Genomic DNA, 22,928 nt, shown 5'->3' on the forward strand with positions numbered 1-22,928 from the left:
AGCCTGCTCCAGCATCAGAGCGTCAGCACCGATGCCGACAGTTCCAGCGCACGGATCTTGCCAGCGGCCTTGTCCGCATCGGCCCGGTTGTTGAAGGGGCCCACGCGCACCCGAGTGCGCTTGCCGTCCTTGGTATCCACCACCTGCACAAAGGTCTTGAGGCCGGAGCGCTCCACCTTGGTGCGCGCCTCGCGGGCCTTGTCCGCGTCGGCAAACGCGCCCACCTGCACGATGAAACGGGCATCCTCGGCGCTGGCCGAAGCCACGGCGGCAGCGGCCGGCGCCGCAGTGCGGCCCTCCAGCAACGCGCGGGCCCGGGCGGCCTCGTCGTTGGCACGCGCCGGCACCGCCGGGGCGGGCGCTGGCGCAGCCGCCACCACTGCCAGCTTGGGCTCGGGTTTCGGCTCCGGTTTCGGTTCGGGCTTGTGCTCTGGCTTGGGCGCGGCGGCCACCACGGGCGGCCTGGGCACCATCGCGGGCTTGGGGCTGGCGATGATCTCCTCGCCCTCGCTCAGGCCATTGCCTGCGCTGGCCTGGCCCACCGCAGTGCGGCTGCCGGAGGGCGTGGCCGGGGCCGCTGGGCGTGCCACAGCTGCAGAGGCCGGCGCAGGCGATGGGGCCTGTGCGGCAGCGGGTGCTGGCACCACCACGGGCGCGGTCTTGTTGCGGTCGGGGATCTCGATGGGAATGTCCACCGCAATGGGGCGCGGCTGGGTGTCGAACAGCAGCGGAAACCCCACCACGCCCAGGGCCACCAGCACGGCAGCGCCGATCAGGCGGTGGCGCGCACGCCGGCGCATCGCTTCGATGCTTTCGGCCGGGGGCGCTGCGCGCGAGCGCTTGGCCGGCTTGTCGGCCGGTGCGGGTTCACTCTGACCGGGCCACCGAAACTTGAAAAATGCCATGGAGTTGCGACTCGTGCGGGGTGCTTACGCGCCCAGATGTTTGGCGTGCAGGCGAGGGGTGCCGTTGATCAATACCCCGCCCACCGTGTAGAACGAGCCAAAGACCACGATTCTATCAGCGGGCCCTGCCGCCGCCACGGCAGCCTGCAGTGCCTGCATGGGGTCTTGGTGCACGCTGGTGGCCACCTCGCGGCGCCCGCCAGCCACCATCTGCAGGGCGTTCCACTTCTGCTGCAGCGCCGCCCCCGTCTCGGCCCGCGGCGTGGGCAGGCTGGTGAAGTACCAGCGGTCCACCAGCGGGCCCACCTTGGCCAGCATGGTGGCCAGATCCTTGTCCGCCATGGCGCCGAACACGGCGTGCGTCGTGGGGAAGAAGCCCATTGCATCCAGGTTGGCCGTGAGGGCCGCCACCGAATGCGGGTTGTGCGCCACATCCAGCACCAGCGTGGGCTCGCCCGGCACGATCTGAAAGCGACCGGGCAGCTCCACCATGGCCATGCCCGTGCGCACGGCCTGGGCCGTCACGGGGATGCGCTCGCGCAGCGCCTCGAAGGCGGCCAGCACGCCCGCAGCGTTCACCAACTGGTTGGCGCCGCGCAACGAGGGGTAGGCCAGGCCCGCATAGCGGCGGCCGCGCCCGGCCCAGCTCCACTGCTGCTTGTCGCCCGAGACATTGAAGTCGCGGCCCGAGCGCCACAGGTCGGCGCCGATCTCCGTGGCATGGTCCACCACGCTCTGCGGGGCCATGGGGTCGCTCACGATCACCGGGCGGCCGGTGCGCATGATGCCGGCCTTCTCGCGGCCGATGCTTTCGCGGTCCTTGCCCAGGAACTCTGTGTGGTCGATGTCGATGCTGGTGATGATGGCGCAGTCGGCATCGATGATGTTGGTGGCGTCGAGCCGCCCGCCCAGGCCCACCTCCAGGATCGCCAGATCCAGGCGCGCCTGGCTCATGAGCCGCAGGATGGCCAGGGTGCTGAACTCGAAGTAGGTCAGCGAGATGGCCGCGCCGCCCTGCACCCGGGCGGCCTCCACCGCCGCGAAGTGCGGCACCAGGTCGGCGGCGGCCACGATCTCGCCATGCACGCGGCAGCGCTCCTCGAAGTGCACCAGGTGGGGCGAGGTGTACACCCCCGTGCGGTAGCCCGACTGCAGGCCCACGGCCTCCAGCATGGCGCAGGTGGATCCCTTGCCATTGGTGCCCGCCACGGTGATCACCGGGCAGTCGAAGCGCAGCGCCATGCGGCGGGCCACTTCGCTGACCCGGTCCAGGCCCATGTCGATGTTGTGCGGGTGCAGCTGCTCGCAGTGCTGCAGCCAGCCTTCCAGGGTGTCGATATTATTGGTGTGCATACAGCCTGCGATTGTCGCCGAGCCCACGGTCGTGCACACCTTCAATCCCTATTACCCATGACAAGCCCCCGCACCATCACCCTCTACGGCATTCCCAACTGCGATACCGTGAAGAAGGCCCGCACCTGGTTCACCGACCAGGGGCTGGCCTACGTGTTCCACGATTTCAAGAAGCAAGGCGTCCCCGCCGACCGCTTGCCCGCCTGGCTGGCCGCCGTGGGGCGCGACAAGCTCGTGAACCGCCAAGGCACCACCTGGCGCAAGCTCGACGCGGACACCCAGGCCGCCGTGACCGACGACGCCAGCGCCAGCGCCCTGCTGCAGGCCCAGCCCAGCGTGGTCAAACGCCCTGTGGTGGAGTGGGTGCAGGGCGGCACGACCCGTATTTCGGTCGGTTTTGTGCCCGAGACCTGGAACGAATGGGGTTCAGCGGGCTCCAACAGCTGACATCGCAGGGATTGCGTGCACTGAAACCGGAGATATTGCACAAATCTTTACGCAGTTTTACGGCCTGCCCACCCGGTATTGACGGGTAGCGCCTAAACTTTTCAACAGTCTGGTGCGTTATGTACCGACCTGAAAGGAGTTTCTCCATGAAAAAGATCGTCGTTTTTTCCGCCATGGCAGCCATTGCCTCCATGGCCGCAGCCCAGGAACAGGGCCGCGTGCTCTCGACCACCCCCATCGTCCAGCAGGTGGCCGTGCCCCAGCAGGTATGCAACAACGAGACCGTGTACAGCGGCAACCGCACCACGGGTGGTGGCGCAGTGATCGGTGCGATTGCCGGCGGTGCCGTCGGCAACCAGATCGGCAAGGGCAGTGGCCGCGCGGCGGCCACTGCACTGGGCCTGATCGGTGGTGCCGTGCTGGGCAACAACATCGAGGGCGGCCAGCCGCAGTACGAAAACGTGCAGCGCTGCCAGAACCAGACCTACTACGAGAACCGCACCGTGGGCTACAACGTGACCTACGAATACGCAGGCCGCCAGTACACCACCCGCACCCAGTACGACCCGGGCCGCTGGATCCCCGTGAGCGTGCAGCCGGGCCAGACCTACTCCACGGAGCCCTCGTACCAGCAAGGCTACGCCCAGCCCGGCGTGGTCACCTCGACCTACCCGGCACCGCCCCCCACTTACGTGACGCCCCCGGTCACGGTGATCGAGTACGGCTACGACCGCTCGTACCACCACCCGCGCAATCCCTACTGGCGCTAAAAACCGCTGAGTTCGGGTGGGCAGCCCAGGCAGCCGGCGGCATGCGCACGCTGCCGGCCCAGTGACCATTGCCGTTGACGGCTGCCCTCCCCTGGCGTCCAGCCCTCCAAGAGCCCTTCGGGGCTCTTTTTTTTGCCCTGCGCCGCATCGAAAGCTTCAATGCGGCACGGTGGCCTAAAATCAGGGGTTTCCCTCTAACCAACGCGCATCCATGACCACCGAAAAAATCGACGGCGTGTCCGTCACCACCCAGGCCAATGTGTACTTCGACGGCAAGTGCGTGAGCCACAACATCACCTTCCCCGATGGCACGAAGAAGTCGGTGGGCGTGGTCCTGCCCGCCTCGCTGACCTTCAACACCGGCGCGCCCGAGATCATGGAATGCGTGGGCGGCGAGTGCGAGTACAAGCTCGACGGCACCGATGCCTGGGTCAAGTCCGCCGCAGGCGAGAAGTTCAGCGTGCCCGGCAACTCCAAGTTCGAGATCCGCGTCGCCAGCGCCTACCACTACATCTGCCACTTCGGCTGAGCCGCCAGAAAGCCCTGAACGACATGGCCACCATCCTCCAGAACCTGCCCCTCAACGAAAAGGTCGGCATCGCCTTCTCCGGCGGCCTCGACACCAGCGCCGCGTTGCGCTGGATGAAGAACAAGGGCGCCGTGCCCTACGCCTACACGGCCAACCTTGGCCAGCCCGACGAGCCCGACTACGACGCCATCCCCGCCAAGGCCATGGAATATGGCGCCGAAAAGGCCCGCTTGGTGGACTGCCGCACGCAACTGGCGCACGAAGGCATTGCCGCCCTGCAGGCCGGCGCCTTCCACATCAGCACCGCCGGCGTCACCTACTTCAACACCACGCCGCTGGGCCGTGCCGTCACCGGCACCATGCTGGTGGCCGCCATGAAGGAAGACGACGTCCACATCTGGGGCGACGGCTCGACCTTCAAGGGCAATGACATCGAGCGCTTTTACCGCTACGGCCTGCTGACCAACCCCTCGCTCAAGATCTACAAGCCCTGGCTGGACCAGCTGTTCATCGACGAGCTCGGTGGCCGCGCCGAGATGTCGGCCTTCATGACCAAGGAAGGTTTCGGCTACAAGATGAGCGCCGAGAAGGCCTACAGCACCGACAGCAACATGCTGGGTGCCACGCACGAGGCCAAGGACCTGGAGTTCCTGAACAGCGGCATCCGCATCGTGAACCCCATCATGGGCGTCGCGTTCTGGAAGGACGACGTGCAGGTCAAGTCCGAAGAAGTCTCGGTGCGCTTCGAGGAAGGCCAGCCCGTGGCCTTGAACGGCGTGGAGTTCAGCGACCCCGTGGCCCTGATCCTTGAAGCCAACCGCATCGGCGGCCGGCATGGCCTGGGCATGAGCGACCAGATCGAGAACCGCATCATCGAGGCCAAGAGCCGCGGCATCTACGAGGCCCCGGGCCTGGCGCTGCTGCACATCGCCTACGAGCGCCTGGTGACGGGCATCCACAACGAGGACACGATTGAGCAGTACCGCCTGAACGGCCTCAGGCTCGGCCGCCTGCTCTACCAGGGCCGCTGGTTCGACCCCCAGGCCATCATGCTGCGCGACACCGCCCAGCGCTGGGTGGCGCGCGCCATCACCGGCACCGTGACGCTGGAGCTGCGCCGCGGCAACGACTATTCGCTGCTGAACACCGAATCGCCCAACCTGACTTACGCGCCCGAGCGCCTGAGCATGGAAAAGGTCGAAGACGCGCCGTTCTCGCCCGCCGACCGCATCGGCCAGCTGACCATGCGCAACCTGGACATCATCGACACGCGCGCCAAGCTGGGCGTGTACGCACGCAGCGGCCTGCTGTCGCTGGGTGGCAATGCCGCCCTGGCGCAACTGAACGACGAACGCAGCGAATAACAACGCCCTGCAGCATATGGAAAGCCACCCTCGGGTGGCTTTTTTATTTGTTCGACAGTCCGAAAGGACTACACCACCACCGGCTCCGGCTCCAGCCGGATGCCGAAGCGCTCGTACACACTGGTCTGAATCGCCTTGGCCAGGGTCATCACCTCGCCGCCGGTCACGCTGTGGGCACCGCGCCCGCGGTTGACCAGCACCAGGGCCTGCTTTTCGTACACGCCGGCCTTGCCGATGGACTTGCCCTTCCAGCCGCAGGCGTCGATGAGCCAGCCCGCTGCCAGCTTGATGCTGCCGTCGGGCATGGGGTAGTGCACGATCTTGGGCTCGCGCGCAATGATGTCGGCGCACTGCTCGGGCGATACCGTGGGGTTTTTGAAGAAACTGCCGGCATTGCCCACCACGGCGGGGTCGGGCAGCTTGGCGCGGCGGATGTCGCACACCCAGTCGAACATCTGCTGCGCCGTGGGCTGTTCGATACCGGCCTCGGCCCTGCGGCGCTCCAGCTCCACGTAGCCCAGCACCGGCTTCCAGGGGCGCGGCAGCCGAAAGCGCACGTGCGTGATCACCGCGCGCCCGGCCAGGCCCATGCCGCGCGGCAGCCCGCCGGCCACCTCGGGTTGTGAGGGGGCGTGCTTGAACACCGAGTCGCGGTAACCGAAGGCGCACTGCGCGGCGTTGAGCGTAAAGCGCTCACCCGTGGCCAGGTCCATCGCGTCCAGCGACTCGAAGCGGTCCTGCAATTCCACGCCATAGGCGCCGATGTTCTGCACCGGCGATGCCCCCACGGTGCCGGGGATCAGCGCCAGGTTTTCCAGGCCCGGATAGCCCTGCGCGAGGGTCCAGGCCACGCAGTCGTGCCAGACCTCGCCGGCGCCCGCCTCGACGATGAAGGCCTTGGGGGTTTCATCGACCAGGCGCAGGCCCTTGATCTCCATCTTCAGCACCACGGGGCGCACGTCACCGGTCAGAATGATGTTGCTGCCACCGCCCAGCACGAAGACCGGGCTGCCAGACAGTTCTTTATCGGCCAGGAAGGCCGAAATATCATCGGCCGAGCGCACGCGCACCAGGGTTTGGGCGCGTGCCGCAATGCCGAAGGTGTTGCAGGGCTGCAAAGGGGCGTTTTTCTCGACTACCATTGGCCCGATTGTCGCACCCGCGCATCCTGGCGCTGCGGCGAAAACCGTATTCCCGAGAGAGAGAACCACCACCATGCCATCTTTTGACACCGTCTGCGAAGCCAACCTGGTCGAAGTGAAGAACGCGGTCGAAAACACCGCCAAGGAAATCGGCACCCGTTTCGACTTCAAAGGCACCTCGGCCAGCATCGAGATCAAGGACAAGGACATCACCCTGATCGGCGACGCGGACTTCCAGCTCACCCAGATCGAAGACGTGCTGCGCAACAAGCTCACCAAGCGCAATGTGGACGTGCGCTTCCTGGACATGGGCGACGTGCAGAAAATGGGCGGTGACAAGGTCAAGCAGGTCATCAAGGTACGCAACGGCATCGAGAGCGAGCTGGCCAAGAAGATCCAGAAGCTCATGAAGGAAAGCAAGCTCAAGGTGCAGGCCGCCATCCAGGAGGACAAGGTGCGCATCACCGGCGCCAAGCGCGACGACCTGCAGGCGGCCATGGCGCTGATCCGCAAGGACGTGACCGACGTCCCGCTGTCGTTCGACAACTTCCGCGACTGAAGAACAGCGCGGCCACCATCTCCATGCAAGCCCTTCGCACTGCGATCTCCCTGGCCCTGGCGGCCGGCCTGGCCCTTGCGCTGCCTGCGGTGGCCGCCGACCAGTCCATCGCCCTGGCCGGCGTGCTCGGCAGCAAGGCCCTGCTGGTGGTCGATGGCAGCGCGCCACGCGCCGTCGGTCCGGGCGAGACGCACCAGGGCGTGAAGGTGCTGTCCGTGACACGCGATGAGGCCACGGTGGAAGTCCAGGGCACCCGCCGGCTGCTCAGGCTGGGTGAGTCCCCCGTGGCGCTGGGCTCCAGCGGCAGCGGCAAGCGCATCGTGCTGATGGCAGACAACCAGGGCCACTTCATCAACACCGGCACCATCAACGGCAAGCAGATGAAGTACATGGTGGACACCGGCGCGTCCGTGGTCGCCATCGGCAGGCCCGACGCGGAGCGCATGGGCATCAAGGTCGACGACAGCCAGAAAGTGATCATGAGCACGGCCAACGGCTCCGCGACCGGTTGGCGTGTGCGCCTCAATTCCGTGCGCCTGGGCGACGTGGAAGTGCTCGGTGTGACGGCGGTCATCATGCCCGAGGGCATGCCCTTCGTGCTGCTGGGCAACAGCTTTCTGACGCAGTTCCAGATGACCCGCACCAACGACCAGATGGTGCTGGAAAAGCGCCACTGAGCAGACGTGGCCCCACCAACCCCGCCATGAACGCCACCACCCACCTGCCCAGTAACAGCAGCCCCCATGAGGGCGAGTACGAGGACTTGCTCGGCCTGTGGTCGGACCTGGAGTCGGCCCTGTCGGTGCTGCTGTCGAAGCCGCTGCAGGTGCAGGATTTTCCGGGCAAGGTGCGCAGTTTCGACCTGTGGCTGCAGGACCTGGTGGCGCACGACATCGACGCGGCGCTGTACCTCATGTTTCAGTTGGCCTCCACCTCGTCGGTGGGCTACAGCGCAGCGCACGCGCTGGTCTGCGGCACCTTGTGCCACATCATGGCGCAGGACCTGCGCCTGGTGCAGAGCGAACGCGACAGCCTCGTGCGTGCCGCACTCACCATGAACATCGGCATGACCGCGCTGCAGGACGAACTGGCCGAACAGCGCGAGCGCCCCAGCAACGTGCAGCAGGAAGCCATCCGCAGCCACCCCGAGGAGAGCCAGGCCCTGCTGGAGCGTTTGTTCGTGAACGACCCGCTGTGGCTCGAGGTCGTGGGCCAGCACCACACCAACATGGCCGATCAGGTTCCCCTGGCCCAGCAGAACCCCGAGGACCGCCTCACGCGCATCCTGGGCACCATCGACCGCTACGCGGCCATGATCAGCCCGCGCAAGTCGCGCGCGGGGCGCAGCGCCACCGATTCGGTGCGCGCCATCGTGGGCCAGGAAGTGGACCAGCGCGACGAGGTGAGCTATACGCTCGTGCGCTCCATCGGCCTGTGCCCGCCCGGCACCTTTGTGCGGCTGGACAACGGCGAGGTGGCCATCGTGCTGCGCCGCAGCGAAAAGGCCAACTACCCGCTGGTGGCCAGCCTGCTCGACCCCGTGGGCCAGCAGCAGAACCTGCCCAACCTGTACCAGACGGCCAGCGGCAAGCCGCGCATCCAGTCAGCCGTGGCCCGCTCGGCGGTGAAGGTGGAGCTCAACCACCGCACCATGGTGCGCCTGGGCCTGTATGCGGCGCAGCGCATCTCGAGCATGCGCTCGCTCATCACGGCACCCGCATCGCTCGGAACGCGCTGATCTATTGCAGAGCAGCCCACCGGGCTGCAGCCTTCGCGATCATGGAAGAACTCAGCCCTTGGCGCCCTTGGCCTTGACCACCTTGCTGCTGCCCAGGCGCGACTCCTTGCCCTCCAGCAGGCGCTTGATGTTCTCCTTGTGGCGCCAGGCCAGCAGCAGGGCCATCACGGCCATGGCTGCCGCAATGCGCCCATCGGCATTCCAGACCACGCCATCGGCCAGCAGGTAGTACACCGGCGCGAACACCGCCGCCACCAGCGAAGCCAACGACGAATAGCGAAAGAAGAAGGCGATGATCACCCAGGTGACCGCCGTGGCCAGGCCCAGCCAGCCGCTCACGCCCAGCAGCACGCCCAGCGCCGTGGCAACGCCCTTGCCGCCTTCGAAACGAAAGAATACCGGCCACAGGTGGCCCAGAAAGGCCGCCAGGCCGACCAGGGCCATGGTGCCCTCCTGCATCCCGTAGGGCTTGCCGAACCAGGCCACCAGGGCCACGGGCAGCCAGCCCTTCACGGCATCGAGCACCAGGGTGACGACGGCCGCCACCTTGCTGCCCGAGCGCAGCACGTTGGTGGCGCCGGGGTTCTTGCTGCCATAGGTGCGCGGGTCGCGCATGCCCATGGCGCGCGTCACGATCACGGCAAACGACAGCGAGCCGAGCAGGTAGGCGGCTATGGTGGCCAGAAGGGGGTACACGGCGGTCAAATCAGCTCCTTGGAATGGGGTGCGCACGGCGGGCGTGCGCAGGCCCGCTATTCTGCCAGCGCGCAGTGCACGGTCTGCGCACCGAGCAGTTGCACGCAGACCTGCGGGTCGATCTGCACCAGAAAGCCGCGCCGCCCGCCATTGATGGCGATGCGCGGCAAGTCGAGGATGCTGCTTTCGATGTACACCGGCATCTCGCGCCGCGTGCCAAAGGGCGAGGTGCCGCCCACCAGGTAGCCGCTGTGGCGGTTGGCGACCTCGGGGGCGCAGGGCTCGACCGACTTGGCGCCGATCTGGCGCGCCAGGTTCTTCGTGGAGACCTTGCGGTTGCCGTGCATCAGCACGATCAGGGGCTTGGCGTTCTGGTCCTGCATCACCAGGGTCTTGACCACGGTGAACGGATCGAGCCCCAGCACCTCGGCGCTGTGCAGGGCGCCGCCGTGTTCCAGGTACTCGTAGGGGTGCTCGGTGAAGGCCACCTTGCGCGCCTTGAGGAGCTGGGTGGCAGGGGTTTCGGAGACGTGTTCTTTCTTGGCCATGGCGCAGCGATGGTACCCATTCACACGGGCACACGCTTGCGCCGCCCCACCTTGCGCTTGCCGTACTGCTCTATGGCGGCCACCAGCACGCCGGTGAACTCCTGCACCAGCGGAGGCTGCACGCGGCCGTCGAGCGCCAGCACCTGCAGGCGGCGCTGCTGCAGCTGCACGTCCTCGAACGGGCGGGCGGCGAGCACGCCCTCCTCCACCCAGCGCGCTGCCGTGAGGTAGCTGGCCAGCGCCACGTCGCGCGGGCCCAGCAGCGGCAGCAGCGCTGACGAGAAGTTGCTCACCACCGCCGGCGTGTAGCGCAGGCCCTGCAGCGTGCACGAGAGGTCGAACAACTGGCGCCCGGTGATGCCGGCCGTGCCCAGCAGCAGCGGGTAACGCACCACGTCGGCCACGCTCACCATGCGCTGCTGCGCCAGCGGATGGGCTGCCACCGTGATGGCGAACACCGGGGCAATGGCCGAGTGCAGCACCGCAAGGCCCTTCTCGGGCGCCACGCTGTATTTGAGGGCCAGGTCCGCATCGCCGCGCGCCACCTGCGCCGAGACCTCCTCGGGCACGCCCACATGCAACTGCAGTTCGACCTCGGGGTGGGCATCTCGGAACTGCGCCATCACCAGCGGCATGAAGCCCGCGGCGAAACCTTCGGTGCAGGCCAGCCGTACGCGCCGCGCCTCCTGCGCCGCCAGGCCCTGCAACTGCTCGACGAGCTGGGCCGACTCCTGCGCATGCGCGCCCGCATGGGCCAGCAGGCGCTCGCCTGCGGCTGTCAGGCGCATGCCGCGCGACTGCCGCTCGAACAGGGCCACACCCAGCGAATCCTCCAGCTTGCCCAGTTGGCGGCTCACGGCTGAAGCGGCCACATGCAGGCGCTGCGCGGCCTGGTTGACCGAGCCGATGCGGGCCACTTCGAGGAAGTAGCGCAGGGGCAGGCTCAGCAGGGACAGGGACATGGGGTGCTCTTGTATTGCCTTCAAGGCAATGGTTAGTTGCTTATTCTCTATGAATAGCAATGGTAAACCAGCATCGATCTTGCGTGCATAGAGGCTCCAATCAACCGATAGCCACGCTGGGCCCACCCCTTGTGGTGCAAGGCCCGGCGCCCTACCCTGGAGCCCCCATGACACAACGCCTTCGCGCCTCCCTGCTTCTGGCAGCCCTTGCCAGCGTATTTGCCGCGGCCAATGCCCAGACCGCCCCTGCCGCCAAAGACCCCTGGCCAGAGCAAAGCGTGCGCCTGGTCGTGCCCTTTCCGCCTGGCGGCGGCACCGACGCGGTGGCCCGCGCCCTGGGCCAGAAGCTCGGCATCCGGCTGGGTACGCCCGTGGTGGTGGACAACAAGCCCGGCGCCTCGACCATCATCGGCACCGAGGCCGTGGTGCGTGCCAAGCCCGACGGCTACACCCTGCTGGTCTCGGGCTCCACCAGCTACTCGGTCAACCCCGCGCTGCGCAGCAAGCTGCCCTACGACCCCGCGACCGACCTGATCCCGGTGGCCACCGTGGCCCGCGCGCCACTGGTGATGGTGGTCAGCGCCAGCGCGCCCTACAAGGACCTCAATGCCCTGATCGCAGCCGCCAAGGCCGCGCCCAAGACCATCCACTACGCCACCTTCGGCTCCGGCTCAGGCCCGCACCTGGCGGGCGCACTGCTGGGGCAGGCCGCCGGCATCCAGCTGCAGGACGTGCCCTACCGCGGCAGCAGCCAGTCGCTGATGGCGCTGATCGGCGGCGAGATCCAGCTGGGCATCGACACCGTGGCGGCTGCCGCGCCGCAGATCCGTGCGGGCAAGCTGCGCGCCCTGGCGATTGCGGGCAAGAGCCGCTCCAGCATGCTGCCCGGCGTGCCCACGGTGGCCGAACTCCAGTTGCCCGATGCCGCCTTCGACGCCTGGTACGCCATCGCCGCGCCGGCACGCACGCCACTGCCCATCATCCGCCGGCTGGTGACCGAGGTCGAGGCCATCACGCGCGACCCCGCCATACAGGAGCAGATGCGCGCCCAGGGCATGGAGCCCGTGCACCTGGGGCCCGTGGCCACGCGGGCCGTGATCGACGACGAGATCGGACGCTACCGCGCCCTGGCCCACCGCGCCAAAATCATTGTGGAGTGATGACAGCATGACGACAACGACGATGAACCCATCCCGCGAACAACTGCTGGCCAACGTCCAGCACCACTTCGATGGCGGCAGCTTCGAGGCCGACCTGCGCCGCCGCGTGGGCTGGCGCACCGAGAGCGATACCGGCCAGCCCGGTGCCCCCGCCCTGCGCCAGTACCTGACCGACGAGATCGTGCCCGGCCTCATCCCGCTGGGCTTTGCCTGCGAGGTGCTGGACAACCCCGATGCACGCGGCGGCCCGGTGCTGCTGGCAAGGCGCGTGGAGTCGCCCGATCTGCCCACGGTGCTCACCTACGGCCATGGCGACGTGGTCAACGGGCAGGACGCCAACTGGCGCGAAGGCCTCTCACCCTGGGAGTTGAAGATCGAAGGGGACCGCTGGTACGGCCGCGGCACGGCCGACAACAAAGGCCAGCACACGGTGGTACTGGCGGCCCTGGCGCAGACCATCGACGCCCGCCAGGGGCGCCTGGGCTACAACGTGACCCTGCTCATGGAGATGGGCGAGGAGGCCGGCTCACCGGGCCTGGCGGCCTTCTGCCAGCAGCAGCGCGAGGCCCTCAGGGCCGATCTCTTCATCGCCAGCGACGGCCCGCGCGTGAACGCAGCGCGGCCCACGCTGTTCCTGGGCTCGCGCGGCGCCATCAATTTCTCGCTCAAGATGAACAGCCGGCCCAAGGCCTACCACTCGGGCAACTGGGGCGGCGTGCTGTCCAACCCCGCCACGGTGCTGGCCCATGCAGTGGCCAGCATGGTGGACGCCCGTGGCCGCATGCTCGTGCCCGGCCTGCTGCCCCCACCCCTGCCCGAGAAGCTGCGCACCGCCCTGAAAGACGTGGTGATCGGCGGCGGCGCCGACGACCCAGCCCTGACGCCGGGCTGGGGCGAGCCGGGCCTGACCCCGGCCGAGCAGCTCGTGGGCTGGAACACGCTGGAGGTGCTGGCCCTGGGCGCAGGCTTGCCCGCGCGCCCCGTCAATGCGATTCCCTCCAGCGCCGTGGCGCACTGCCAGCTGCGCTTCGTGGTCGGCACGGACTGGAGAAACCTCAAGGACATCGTGCGCGCCCACCTCGACGCACACGGCTTTGCCGACGTGGAGATCGAGCTCGGGATGCAGTGCGGCGCCACGCGCCTGGACCTGCACAACCCCTGGGTGGACTGGGCGTTGGCGTCCATGCAGACCAGCGCAGGCAGCCCGGCCACGCTGTTGCCCAACCTGGCGGGCTCTTTGCCCAACGACATCTTCGCGGACGACCTGGGATTGCCCACGCTGTGGGTGCCCCACTCGTACCCGGCCTGTGCCCAGCATGCGCCCAACGAACACCTGCTGGCCAGCGTGGCCCGCGAAGGCCTGGCCGTGATGGCGGGCCTGTTCTGGGACCTGGGCGAGCCCGGTGGCGTGCCCTGGAAGGAAGGCGCGCTGGCCACCGAGGCTTGACAGCACGGTGACGGCCAGGGCCGTCACCCGGCCGTCACAGCGCCGGGTCGCGTAGCTCCAGGCGAATGGCGTCGATGGCCTTGAGCAGCTCGGGCGAGAGTTCCGTGCCCCAGGCGTTCAGGTCTTCTTCGAGTTGCGCCACCGAGGTCACGCCGATGATGGTGCTGGCCACCTGCCACTTGGTGTAGCAGAACGCCAGCGCCAGCTGCGTGGGCGTGAGGCCGTTGTCGCGCGCCAGCGCGTTGTAGCGGCGCGCGGCCACCAGCGACTCGGGTCGGCCCCAGCGCTGCTTGCGCACCGACTCGTAGGACGAGATGCGCGCACCCTTGGGGGCATCCGGGCCGGTGGTGCCGCTGTCGTCGTACTTGCCGGTCAGCAGGCCGAAGGCCAGGGGCGAGTACGCCAGCAGCGACACATTCAGGCGGTGGCAGGTCTCGTCCAGCGCGTTTTCCCAGGTGCGGTTGACCAGGCAGTAGGGGTTCTGCACGGTGGCCACGCGCGGCAGGCCATGCTGCTCGGCCAGGCGCACGAACTCGTGCACACCATAGGCGGTCTCGTTGGAGAGGCCGACATAGCGCACCTTGCCCGCCTTGACCAGGCCCGCCAGGGCTTCCAGCTGGGCGTGGATGGGCGTCTCCGAGGTTTCCTTGGCCGGGTCGTAGTACATGGTGCCGAAAGCCGGCACATGGCGCTCGGGCCAGTGGATCTGGTAGAGGTCGATCACGTCGGTCTGCAGGCGGCGCAGGCTGCCTTCGCAGGATGCGACGATGTCTTGAGGCGTCAGGCCCTTGCCTTCACGCACCCAGGGCATGCCGCGCGAGGGGCCGGCCACCTTGGTGGCCACCACCAGCTTCTCGCGCGCACCTGGGTTCTTCGCGAACCAGTTGCCGATGATGGTCTCGGTGGCGCCAAAGGTCTCGGCCTTGGCGGGCACCGCGTACATCTCGGCGGTGTCGATGAAGTTCACGCCCCGGGCCAGCGAACGGGCGAGGATGTCGTGGGAATCGGATTCGTTGACCTGTTCACCAAAGGTCATGGTGCCCAGGCAAATGGGGGTGACGTGCAGATCGCTCTGACCGAGCTGGATGGTTTTCATGCGGACTCCGTTGGCAAGCCGCGCAGTTTACGGGTTGCCGGAAAAGTCTGCAGGCCAGGGCCGGACCACCCCCAGCCCTTACCCCGACAGACCCCAGACGCTGCGCAGCAGCTGCAGCGTGGCCACGATGGCCGGGTCGTGCTCGGCTGCGCGCGGGTAGATGAAGCTCAAGAGCGCCCCCACCCGGGCATGCGGCCAGATCACCACCTCGCCGCGCTCGCTGGCGGGCAGCGCCACGTCCTCGCGCAGCAGCGACAGGCCCACGCCCGCGCGCACCAGGCTTTGCGGCAAAGAGACCTCGTCGGACTCGATCACCTGGTGCGGCGTGAGCCCCTGGCGCGCGAACATGTCGCGCATCAGCGTCTGCACATGGTGCAGCGGCGGCGCACCGATCCAGGGCATGGCCGCGATGTCGCGCCAGCCCGCATGCAGCACCTGCGGCGCCTGGCTGGCCGGCCCGGCGATGCGGTAGTGGATGGTCTGCAGCGCCAGCCCCATCACCTCGCGCGGGATGTTGGGGCCGATGTAGAAGGCACCCTGCAGCAGCCCCGCCGCGACCTGCTCGCGCAGTTCTTCGGCCGGGCCATTGCGCGTGCGTATTTCCAGCAACGGCAAGGTGCGCACCAGCGCGCCGAGCAGCGAGCCCAGGCGCAGGGTGTCGGGGTCGGCCACGGTGCCCAGGGTCAGCGAGCCGGTGACCTCGCCCTGCAGGTCACGCGCCTTGCCCAGCAGGTGCCCGGCGGCCGTGAGCACGTTCTCGGCATCGGACAGCAAGGCCTCGCCGGCCCGCGTGAGGCTGATGCGGCCGGGGCGCCGGTCGAACAAGGCCACGCCCAGCTCCTCCTCCAGCGCCTTGATCTGGGCGGTGATGGCCGGCTGTGTCAGGTGCAGCGCCTCGGCGGTGCGCGTCACGTGGCCGAGCTTGGCCGCCGTGACGAAGGCACGCAGTTGGTAGATCTCCATGCCGGTCAGGCCACGGAGAAGCAGAAGAAGAACGGTTCAGGCATTGGGCTGGATTGTGGCGTGCTCACACCTTCTTACTGGTCCAGAAAACGCACCTGCGTGGGCTCGATGCCCAGGCGTACCTCCGAGCCGGGCGCGAACATGGCCAGCCCGGCATAGTGCGGCTGGTCGGTGACCATGGCCACCTCGCCCACGCGCACCCGGTAGCGCGAGAACTCGCCCAGGAACTCGGCACTCTCCACCAGCCCGTTGAGCCACAGGCGCGAGGCATCGACCTGCTCGTCGCGCACGCGAATGCTCACCTGGTGCGGGCGGAAGGCCAGGGCCGCCGCGCCCACGGCCGGCGGGTCGGCCGGCCGGGGCAGCGTGAGGTTGCCCAGGCCCTCCACGCGGAACACCAGCGTCTCGCCGCCCACCGACACAACCTGCCCCTCCAGCAGATTGGCCGTGCCCACGAAGCCCGCCACGAAGCGGTTGATGGGAAAGTCGTACAGCCCCGTGGCGGCCCCCACCTGCTGCAGGATGCCCTTGTCCAGCACGGCCATGCGGTCGGCGGTGGTCATGGCCTCCTCCTGGTCGTGCGTCACGAAGATGGTGGTCAGCCCGAGCTTGCGCTGCAGGTTCTTGAGTTCCTCGCGCATCTGCACGCGCAGCTGCTTGTCCAGGTTGGACAGGGGTTCGTCGAGCAGCAGCAGCTTGGGCTCGATCACCACGGTGCGCGCCAGCGCCACGCGCTGCTGCTGCCCGCCCGAGAGCTGCCCGGGCCGGCGCTGCCCGTAGTCGGAAAGGCCCACCAGCTCCAGCACCGCACCCACCTTGCGGCGGATGGCATCCTTGGTCTCGCGCCGCTCCACCAGGCCAAAGGCCACGTTGTCCCACACCGTCATGTGCGGCCACAGCGCGTAGTTCTGGAACACCATGCCCACGTTGCGCGCATGCGGTGGCGTGCCGGTGATGTCCTGCCCATCCACCAGCAGCTCGCCGCGCTGGTGCTGGTTGAAGCCTGCGATCAGGCGCAGCAGGGTCGACTTGCCCGAGCCCGAGGGGCCGAGCAGCGCGAAGAACTCACCAGGTTCGATGCGCAGGTTGACGTCGCGCAGCACCTCGGTGCTGCCATAGCTCAGGCTGATGTGCCGGGCTTCGAGAGAGACTTTGTTCAGATGCATGGAATGTTCACCCCTGTTTGGCCTGCACCGTGGTGCGCGAGCGCTCCACGAAGCGGTGCGAGAAATATGTGCCCAGCCCCACCACCACAACGGCCAGCACGCCCAGGGCCGCGCCCGGGCCGCGGCCCGAGATGCTCTGCATGTACAGGTAGATGCCGTAGCTCATGGGTGCCTGGCTTTGCGCCGACGAGAGCAAAATGGTGGCCGACAGCTCCACCGCCGCTGTGATGAAGCTGGTGACGAAACCCGCGAGAATGCCGCCCATCATCAGCGGCACCATGATGCGGCGGATGGTGGACAGGCGCGACGCCCCCAGGCTCTGCGCCGCTTCTTCCAGCGACACATGCACCTGCTGCAGCGCCGCCATGCACGAGCGCAGCGCATACGGCAGGCGCCGCACCGCATAGGCCAGCATGATCAGCACCCAGGTGGTGACCACCGGCGTGTCGGTGAACGGCAGGTTCACGCCCTTGAACATGCGCAGGTAGCCAATGGCCAGCACCAGCCCCGGAATGGCCAGAGCGGCCGAGGCCAGGTAGTCGAGCCAGCGGCGCGCCGGCAGCTGCGTGCGCAGGATCAGGTAGGCGATCGAGGTGCCGATCACCACGTCCAGCCCCGCCGCGATGAAGCAGTACAGCAGCGTGTTGCCAATCATCTGCTTGGAGTCGGTGAACACCGTGGCGTAGTGCTCCAGCGTGTAGGAATCGGGCAGCACCGAGAAGCTCCACACCTTGGAGAACGACATCAGCAAAATGCCGATGTGCGGCGCCAGTGTGACCAGCAGGATGAGCCCTATCCAGCCATAGGCCAGCACCGACTCCCAGGCCGACAGCCGCCTGCGCTGCAGCGAGCTGCCGCCCTTTTGCAAGGTGGCGTAATCCTTGCCCTTCATCACGTGCGCCGCCATCCACAGCGCGAGGATCGAGAAGGCGATCATGATCACGCTGATCACATAGCCCAGCGGGTCGTCGATGCCCACCGAGGTGATGCGCAGGTAGGCCTGGGGCGCGAGCATGTTGGTCACGCCCATCACCAGCGGCGTGCCCAGGTCGTCGAACACCTTCACGAAGACCAGGGCCGCACCGGCCAGGTAGCCCGGCATGGCCAGCGGAAAGATCACCCGGCGGAACAGCCGCCAGCCGCGCGCGCCCAGGTTCAAGGCCGACTCTTCCATGGCCCCGTCGATGTTGCGCATGGACGCCACCAGGTTCAGCAGGATGAACGGAAAGTAGTGGATGCTCTCGACGAAGGTCACGCCCACCAGGCCATCCATGATGGGAATGGTGAAGCCCAAATACTCATTGAGCAGCAGGTTGAGGGAACCATTACGCCCGAAGATCAGCTGCAGCGCCACCGCCCCGACGAAGGGCGGCATGATCAGCGGCAGCACGCCCAGCGTCTGGATCAGCAGCGCCCCGCGGAACTCGAAGCGCACCGTGAGGTAGGCCAGCGGCACCGCAATCAGGCTCGCAAAGAACACGCTCGCCATCGACACCACGAGGCTGTTGAAGAACGACTCGCGGAACACCGACTGCTCGAAGAAATTGGCGAAGTGCCCGATGGTGAGCGCCCCCGTCTCGTTGATGAAGGCGGTGTAGACCACCAGCCCCACCGGGATCAGCAGGAACAGCAGTAGAAAGGCCAGGATCAGCCCGAAGGCGACCCAGGGCCCCACACCCGTGAGGGCGTGCAGCAGACGGCGCGGGCGGGCCGCACCGGGCCCGGCGGCGCCGGGTTCGGAATAGACAGCAGACATGGTGGTGGCTTCCCGGCGCACCTGCAGGGCGCCCAGTTGAAGGAGAGAGGGTGGAGGCCCCTACTTGGCCATGCCTTGCGCTTGCTGCGCCAAACCCCGCGCGCGCTCGTAGTTTTCGCGCGCCTTGGTGGCCCACAGCTGCTCCAGGCCCGTGAGCTGCTTGGAGACCTCAACGTCGCGCCGGTTCTTGCGGAACAGCGCCAGGAACTCCTCGTTCTTCACGTTGCTCTCGCCCACCAGTGCGGTGTAGGCAAGGCTGCGCGCCTGCGCCAGCAGCTCGGTGCCCTTGGCGTTGGGCTTGGCCTTCAAGGCCTTGTCCGCGTCGTGGATGGCGCGCGTGGCGGCCTGCAACTCCTTCAGGCGAAAGGTCACCATCTGGTCGAACAGGCTGGTCACCACCTGGTAGCGGTTCTCCGACAGGTCCGCATCGAACTGCACCTTGGCGCGCTGTGCCACGTCCTGCGGCACCGGGTAACCCGCGGGCGCCTTGAGACTGCTGTAGGGCAGGATGGGCAGGCGGCTGATCTTGGGATCGAACAGCAGTTGCTGGCCCTCGGTGGACATGCTGAAGGCCATGAATTTTTTGGCCTCATCGGTGTTCTTGCCGCCCGCGATCAGCGCGATGTTGGCCGGCACCACGGCGGTCATGGCCGGGTAGACGAAGTCCACCGGAAAGCCCGAGTACTTGCCTGCCAGGCCGAAGAAGTCGATCACGATGCCGATGCCGTACTGGCCGTTGTTCACGCCATCGGGCACGGCAAAGCTGCGGTCGGTGACGGCGGCGGCATTGCCCATCATGGCCAGCAGCTGCGACCAGCCCTTGTCCCAGCCCTCGCCCTGCAAGATTGTCTCCACCGTGAGCTGGGTGGTGCCCGAACGCGATGGCGAGGAGATCGCCACATGGCCGAAGTATTCAGGGCGCGTGAGGTCAGCCCACTCCTTGGGCGCTGCCAGCTTGTTGGCCTGCAGGTAGCGCGTGTTCCACATGATGCCGTAGCCCGCCAGCGCCTGGCCGTAGTACAGGCCCTGCGGGTCGTTGAGCGGGTAGTTGCCGATCTTGGCCGGCGCTGCAGGGTTCTTCGTGTCCGGGGCGGCCTGCAGCAGCTTGTTGCGCGCCAGCACCTCGAAGGCATCGGGGGCCGATGCCCACATGATGTCGGGCCGCTGGCCCTCGGGCAGCTCACGCACGTAGGCGATCGCCGCCGTGGTGTTCTTGTTCAGGATCTCGACCTTGATCCCGGGGTTCTTCGCCTCGAACGCCTTCTGGTAGGCCGTGGTCAGCTCCTTGGGGAACGAGGTGAGCACCGTCACTGTGCCCGCCTGGGCGCCCTGCACGAACAGACCGACGGCCAGGGCCCCGGCACAAAGAATGCGCTGCATGGATGTCTCCTTGATGTTCTAGTGGCCCCAATGTAGGCGCGCGCAGCAGCGGCGGCCAATCATTGTTTCTGATGCGGCACATCAGTCACACGGCCTGTCGGGTTATCACCTAGAACACAGAGACCGCGGGGTCAGCGCTCCATCAGCTCATTTGACGGCAACGTTTCATCGAGCAGCTTGCGCGCCGTCTCCACCCCCGCCACGGGCAGGCCCTTGGGATCGAGCAGCCCCACCTGCACCAGCACGCTGGCCTGGTCCCAGTAGATGTGCTCGTGGTAGAGCTTGTCGCCGCGGAACTTCACCACCGCCAAGAGCGGTATCTCCACGCGCCGGCCGGTGGGCGCCACGCCGGGCAGCATCCAGGGGATCTCGGTGGTGTGGGTGAAGCAAAACAACATCTCGTCGACCACCTGCGTAGCCCCAACAGTGCGCGAGATCGGCGTGAGGCGGGTATCGGGCGGGTTGCTGTTGACGAAGTGGCGCGTGTAGAAGTCGTGCAGGTGGCGATGGCCCACGCCGCCCGTCATGGTGGGGATGTGGTTCACATAGGGCTCGGCCACCATGGTGGACATGGTGGCGTCCACGTCGCGCGTGGCGAACTCGTATTCGCAGTGCTTGTCCCACAGCGCCGACAGGTCGTAGTGCGGGCCCATTGCGCGCCGGAACGCGGCCACGCTGCGCTGGTGCGCCATGAGGGCCGAGGGCTTGTGGAAATGGTCGCCGCCCACTCGTGCAAACGCATGGTCGGTGCCGGGGTAGACGTACAGCTCCACGTTCTCGCGGCCCGACAGGGCCTGCACGATGGCCTCGCGCGCGGGCGGTGGGCAAAAGCCGTCGAGCTCGGCGATGTGCAGCACCAGGCGGCACCGGATGTCCGTGGCCTCGGCCAGCGCGGCCTCGATGCCCACGCCGTAGTAGCCCACGGCCACGTCGGCATCGGTGCGGCAGGCCGCCAGGTAGGCCAGCTTGCCGCCCAGGCAGAAGCCCAGCACGCCCACCTTGCCGCCCTGCGTGCGGACCTCGGGGCGCGCACGCAGCGCCGAGATGGCCGCCTGCAGGTCCTGCACGCCCTTGGCCTCGTCAAAGCCCTGGTAGAGCCCGAAGGCACGCGGCATGTCGCTGGCGGCATCGAGCTCCACGGCCGGCTCCTGGCGCCAGAACAGGTCGGGCACCAGCACCACGTAGCCTTCCTCGGCGTAGTAGTCGGCCACGTCGCGCATGGTCGCGTTCACGCCGAAGATCTCCTGCGCCAGCACCAGCCCTGGGCCGCTGCCGCTGGCGGGGGTGGCAAGGTAGGCGCGAAAGCTGCCGCTGCCGTCTGCGGCGTCCAGCGTGGTCCATTGTCCTGGCATGGTGGGGATCCTTTATGTGTAGTGGAATTTGGTGAAGGGTTCAGGAGGCAGCAGCGCCGGGGGCTGCCTGGGGGGCGCCTGCCGTGGAGGGTGCGCCCGCATGCCGCGCCAGCAAATGGCGGGTGACCACAGCATAGTCCGACGGGTCCACCGGCCCCAGCCACTGCTTGAAGCGGGTGAACACGCCCAGGGGCAGCTCCATGTCCTGCAGCAGCTCGTCGATGTTGTGCACCGAGAACGGGATGATGTTGGTGCCCTTGGAATGCTTGCCGTCGGTGCGCTCCTCCATCCAGGCCAGGCGCCGGTCGATCTGCGCGTTCATCTGGTCCGGCGGTGGCAGCTGCAGCCCGCCGCGCAGGTGGTTGGCCAGCCACAGCGCCCCGATCTCGCAGTTGAGTTGGCTGAAGAAGGATGAGTTGTAGCCGTTGAACGCCAGGCGCGGCATGGCCACCGGCAGGATCGAGCGGTACAGGCGGAAATTGCCGCGCGCATCGGTCACGCGCTGCAGCACGCTGCTGTCGAAGAAAGGCACCTGCTGGTGCCAGCCCGTGCCGCAGACCACGATGTCGGCAGGCACCGTCTCGCCGGTGCTCAGCACGGCCTGGCCGGGCTGCAGCGTGCGGATGCTCACGCCCTTGCGCACGCCCAATTCGCCGGCAGCCACCTTCTCGTAGAAGCCGTCGGTCACCAGGCTCACGGTGCTGCGGGCAATGGTCTCCAACGGGGTGCCCGGGTGCAGACCGATCTCGCGCAATTTGAGCTGGCGCGTGACCACCGACTCCACGCTGCCCAGCATGGAGTTGCGCACCGGCAAGCCCGGGCCGTGCAGGAATTTCTCGAAGCCCTTGGGCTCGATGTACTTGAACAGCGCCTCGCCCATGCGCGTGAGCAGCAGGAACTTGAAGTTCAGCACATTCATGAACTTCTTGGGGATCTTCCAGATCAGCTGGCGCGCGAGCACCGTGGTGCTGGCGCTGTCGGCCGCGATGGCATTGGCCACGTCGCACGACGATTTGCCGTAGCCCACCACCAGCACATGCTTGCCGCGCGCCTCGTTCGCGTCGTTGAACTGGCTGGTATGGCACACGCGCCCGCCCGCAGCCACGAAGGCATCCGCGCCCGGGTACAGCGGCACGGCCGGTTCGCTGAAGATGCCGTTGCACACCACCAGGTAGTCGAAGCGGTGCACCTCGGCCGGCAAGGCGCCGCCCTGGGCGGTCGCTGCACGGCGCGCCTTCACGGTCCACACACCGGCCTCTTCATCGAGCACCGCGCTCTCCACCGTGGTGGACATGCGCAGGTGCGGCACCAGGCCAAAGTGCTCGGCATACGACTGCAGGTAGGCCTGCACCTGCTGGCCCGAAGGCCACTCGGGGTAGCTGGCCGGCATCGGAAAATCCGACAGCGCATAGGTGGTGCGCGGGTTCTGCGTGGTCAAGCCCGGGTAACGGCGCGAGGCAGCCCAGACGCCGCCCACGTCGGGCTCCTTCTCGAACACCGTCACCTCGAAGCCGAAGGCGCGCAGCACCTTGGCTGTGGAAAGGCCGGCAAAGCCGGCACCGATGATGCCTACGGTTCTGGTCATGGTGGCACTC

The 22,928-nt window shown here is 67.5% G+C and carries 22 protein-coding genes; 9 read left to right on the forward strand and 13 right to left on the reverse strand.

What is annotated here, in order from left to right:
* Positions 1-14: 14 nt before the first annotated feature.
* Together QYL93_RS08720 and folC are read right to left on the reverse strand one after the other, a co-directional pair.
* Positions 15-905, reverse strand: a complete 891-nt coding sequence (locus QYL93_RS08720; RefSeq protein ID WP_305743303.1) for an SPOR domain-containing protein — start codon at positions 903-905, stop codon at positions 15-17.
* Between the two features lie 24 nt (positions 906-929).
* On the reverse strand, positions 930-2,258 hold the full coding sequence (gene folC / locus QYL93_RS08725; protein ID WP_305743304.1) for a bifunctional tetrahydrofolate synthase/dihydrofolate synthase: 1,329 nt from the start codon (positions 2,256-2,258) through the stop codon (positions 930-932).
* A gap of 57 nt (positions 2,259-2,315) precedes the next feature.
* Here folC and QYL93_RS08730 point away from each other — a divergent pair, with 57 nt between their 5' ends.
* The 4 genes from QYL93_RS08730 to argG all read left to right on the forward strand — a co-directional run bounded on the left by QYL93_RS08730 (position 2,316) and on the right by argG (position 5,368).
* Positions 2,316-2,705: an arsenate reductase gene (locus QYL93_RS08730; protein WP_305743305.1), complete on the forward strand. Its 390-nt coding sequence runs from the start codon at positions 2,316-2,318 to the stop codon at positions 2,703-2,705.
* A 146-nt stretch (positions 2,706-2,851) separates the two neighbouring features.
* On the forward strand, positions 2,852-3,475 hold the full coding sequence (locus QYL93_RS08735; RefSeq protein WP_305743306.1) for a glycine zipper 2TM domain-containing protein: 624 nt from the start codon (positions 2,852-2,854) through the stop codon (positions 3,473-3,475).
* A 211-nt stretch (positions 3,476-3,686) separates the two neighbouring features.
* On the forward strand, positions 3,687-4,004 hold the full coding sequence (locus QYL93_RS08740; RefSeq protein ID WP_057203602.1) for a pyrimidine/purine nucleoside phosphorylase: 318 nt from the start codon (positions 3,687-3,689) through the stop codon (positions 4,002-4,004).
* Between the two features lie 23 nt (positions 4,005-4,027).
* Positions 4,028-5,368, forward strand: a complete 1,341-nt coding sequence (gene argG, locus QYL93_RS08745; RefSeq protein ID WP_305743307.1) for an argininosuccinate synthase — start codon at positions 4,028-4,030, stop codon at positions 5,366-5,368.
* A 68-nt stretch (positions 5,369-5,436) separates the two neighbouring features.
* Here the strand turns inward: argG and murB are convergent, their stop codons facing one another.
* Positions 5,437-6,510 (reverse strand): UDP-N-acetylmuramate dehydrogenase, encoded by a 1,074-nt coding sequence (murB, locus tag QYL93_RS08750; RefSeq protein ID WP_305743308.1) that lies wholly within the window; start codon positions 6,508-6,510, stop codon positions 5,437-5,439.
* A 73-nt stretch (positions 6,511-6,583) separates the two neighbouring features.
* Here murB and QYL93_RS08755 point away from each other — a divergent pair, with 73 nt between their 5' ends.
* From QYL93_RS08755 to QYL93_RS08765, 3 genes are read left to right on the forward strand one after another with little or no spacing between them, the layout of a single operon-like run.
* Positions 6,584-7,069 (forward strand): YajQ family cyclic di-GMP-binding protein, encoded by a 486-nt coding sequence (locus QYL93_RS08755; RefSeq protein ID WP_008906652.1) that lies wholly within the window; start codon positions 6,584-6,586, stop codon positions 7,067-7,069.
* Between the two features lie 23 nt (positions 7,070-7,092).
* The gene (locus tag QYL93_RS08760) at positions 7,093-7,746 is read left to right on the forward strand and encodes a TIGR02281 family clan AA aspartic protease (protein ID WP_305743309.1); all 654 of its coding nucleotides are present in this window, start codon (positions 7,093-7,095) and stop codon (positions 7,744-7,746) included.
* 26 nt (positions 7,747-7,772) lie between these two features.
* Positions 7,773-8,807, forward strand: a complete 1,035-nt coding sequence (locus tag QYL93_RS08765) for an HD-GYP domain-containing protein (protein ID WP_305743310.1) — start codon at positions 7,773-7,775, stop codon at positions 8,805-8,807.
* Positions 8,808-8,858: 51 nt separating this feature from the next.
* Here QYL93_RS08765 and plsY read toward each other — a convergent pair whose 3' ends face one another.
* Genes plsY through QYL93_RS08780 form a run of 3 tightly spaced genes read right to left on the reverse strand, consistent with a single transcriptional unit; the run spans position 8,859 to position 11,013 of the window.
* The gene (plsY, locus tag QYL93_RS08770; RefSeq protein WP_305743311.1) at positions 8,859-9,512 is read right to left on the reverse strand and encodes a glycerol-3-phosphate 1-O-acyltransferase PlsY; all 654 of its coding nucleotides are present in this window, start codon (positions 9,510-9,512) and stop codon (positions 8,859-8,861) included.
* Between the two features lie 47 nt (positions 9,513-9,559).
* Positions 9,560-10,051, reverse strand: coding sequence for a Cys-tRNA(Pro) deacylase (ybaK, locus tag QYL93_RS08775; protein WP_305743312.1), 492 nt, complete (start codon positions 10,049-10,051; stop codon positions 9,560-9,562).
* 20 nt (positions 10,052-10,071) lie between these two features.
* Positions 10,072-11,013, reverse strand: coding sequence for a LysR family transcriptional regulator (locus QYL93_RS08780; protein ID WP_305743313.1), 942 nt, complete (start codon positions 11,011-11,013; stop codon positions 10,072-10,074).
* Positions 11,014-11,180: 167 nt separating this feature from the next.
* On the opposite strand from QYL93_RS08780, the gene QYL93_RS08785 reads away from it, so the two are divergent.
* Positions 11,181-12,173 (forward strand): tripartite tricarboxylate transporter substrate binding protein, encoded by a 993-nt coding sequence (locus tag QYL93_RS08785; protein ID WP_305743314.1) that lies wholly within the window; start codon positions 11,181-11,183, stop codon positions 12,171-12,173.
* A gap of 7 nt (positions 12,174-12,180) precedes the next feature.
* Entirely contained in the window at positions 12,181-13,620 is a 1,440-nt protein-coding gene (locus QYL93_RS08790) for a M20 family metallopeptidase (RefSeq protein ID WP_305743315.1), read from the forward strand.
* Between the two features lie 34 nt (positions 13,621-13,654).
* Here QYL93_RS08790 and QYL93_RS08795 read toward each other — a convergent pair whose 3' ends face one another.
* The 7 genes from QYL93_RS08795 to QYL93_RS08825 all read right to left on the reverse strand — a co-directional run bounded on the left by QYL93_RS08795 (position 13,655) and on the right by QYL93_RS08825 (position 22,918).
* Positions 13,655-14,716, reverse strand: coding sequence for an aldo/keto reductase (locus QYL93_RS08795; RefSeq protein WP_057265807.1), 1,062 nt, complete (start codon positions 14,714-14,716; stop codon positions 13,655-13,657).
* Between the two features lie 78 nt (positions 14,717-14,794).
* The gene (locus QYL93_RS08800) at positions 14,795-15,679 is read right to left on the reverse strand and encodes a LysR family transcriptional regulator (RefSeq protein ID WP_057203613.1); all 885 of its coding nucleotides are present in this window, start codon (positions 15,677-15,679) and stop codon (positions 14,795-14,797) included.
* 74 nt (positions 15,680-15,753) lie between these two features.
* Positions 15,754-16,839, reverse strand: coding sequence for an ABC transporter ATP-binding protein (locus tag QYL93_RS08805; RefSeq protein ID WP_305743524.1), 1,086 nt, complete (start codon positions 16,837-16,839; stop codon positions 15,754-15,756).
* Between the two features lie 13 nt (positions 16,840-16,852).
* Positions 16,853-18,601 carry an iron ABC transporter permease gene (locus QYL93_RS08810; protein WP_305743316.1) on the reverse strand — a complete coding sequence of 583 codons (1,749 nt, stop codon included), beginning with the start codon at positions 18,599-18,601 and terminating at the stop codon, positions 16,853-16,855.
* Positions 18,602-18,661: 60 nt separating this feature from the next.
* Positions 18,662-19,981 carry an ABC transporter substrate-binding protein gene (locus QYL93_RS08815; protein WP_305743317.1) on the reverse strand — a complete coding sequence of 440 codons (1,320 nt, stop codon included), beginning with the start codon at positions 19,979-19,981 and terminating at the stop codon, positions 18,662-18,664.
* A gap of 131 nt (positions 19,982-20,112) precedes the next feature.
* On the reverse strand, positions 20,113-21,333 hold the full coding sequence (locus QYL93_RS08820) for a dienelactone hydrolase family protein (RefSeq protein ID WP_305743318.1): 1,221 nt from the start codon (positions 21,331-21,333) through the stop codon (positions 20,113-20,115).
* 40 nt (positions 21,334-21,373) lie between these two features.
* A complete protein-coding gene (locus QYL93_RS08825; RefSeq protein WP_305743319.1) occupies positions 21,374-22,918 on the reverse strand; it encodes an NAD(P)/FAD-dependent oxidoreductase in 1,545 nt (514 codons plus the stop codon).
* Between the last annotated feature and the right edge of the window lie 10 nt (positions 22,919-22,928).

The organism is Acidovorax sp. A1169 (genome assembly GCF_030704685.1).
In the GTDB taxonomy this organism is placed as follows: Bacteria; Pseudomonadota; Gammaproteobacteria; order Burkholderiales; family Burkholderiaceae_C; genus Acidovorax.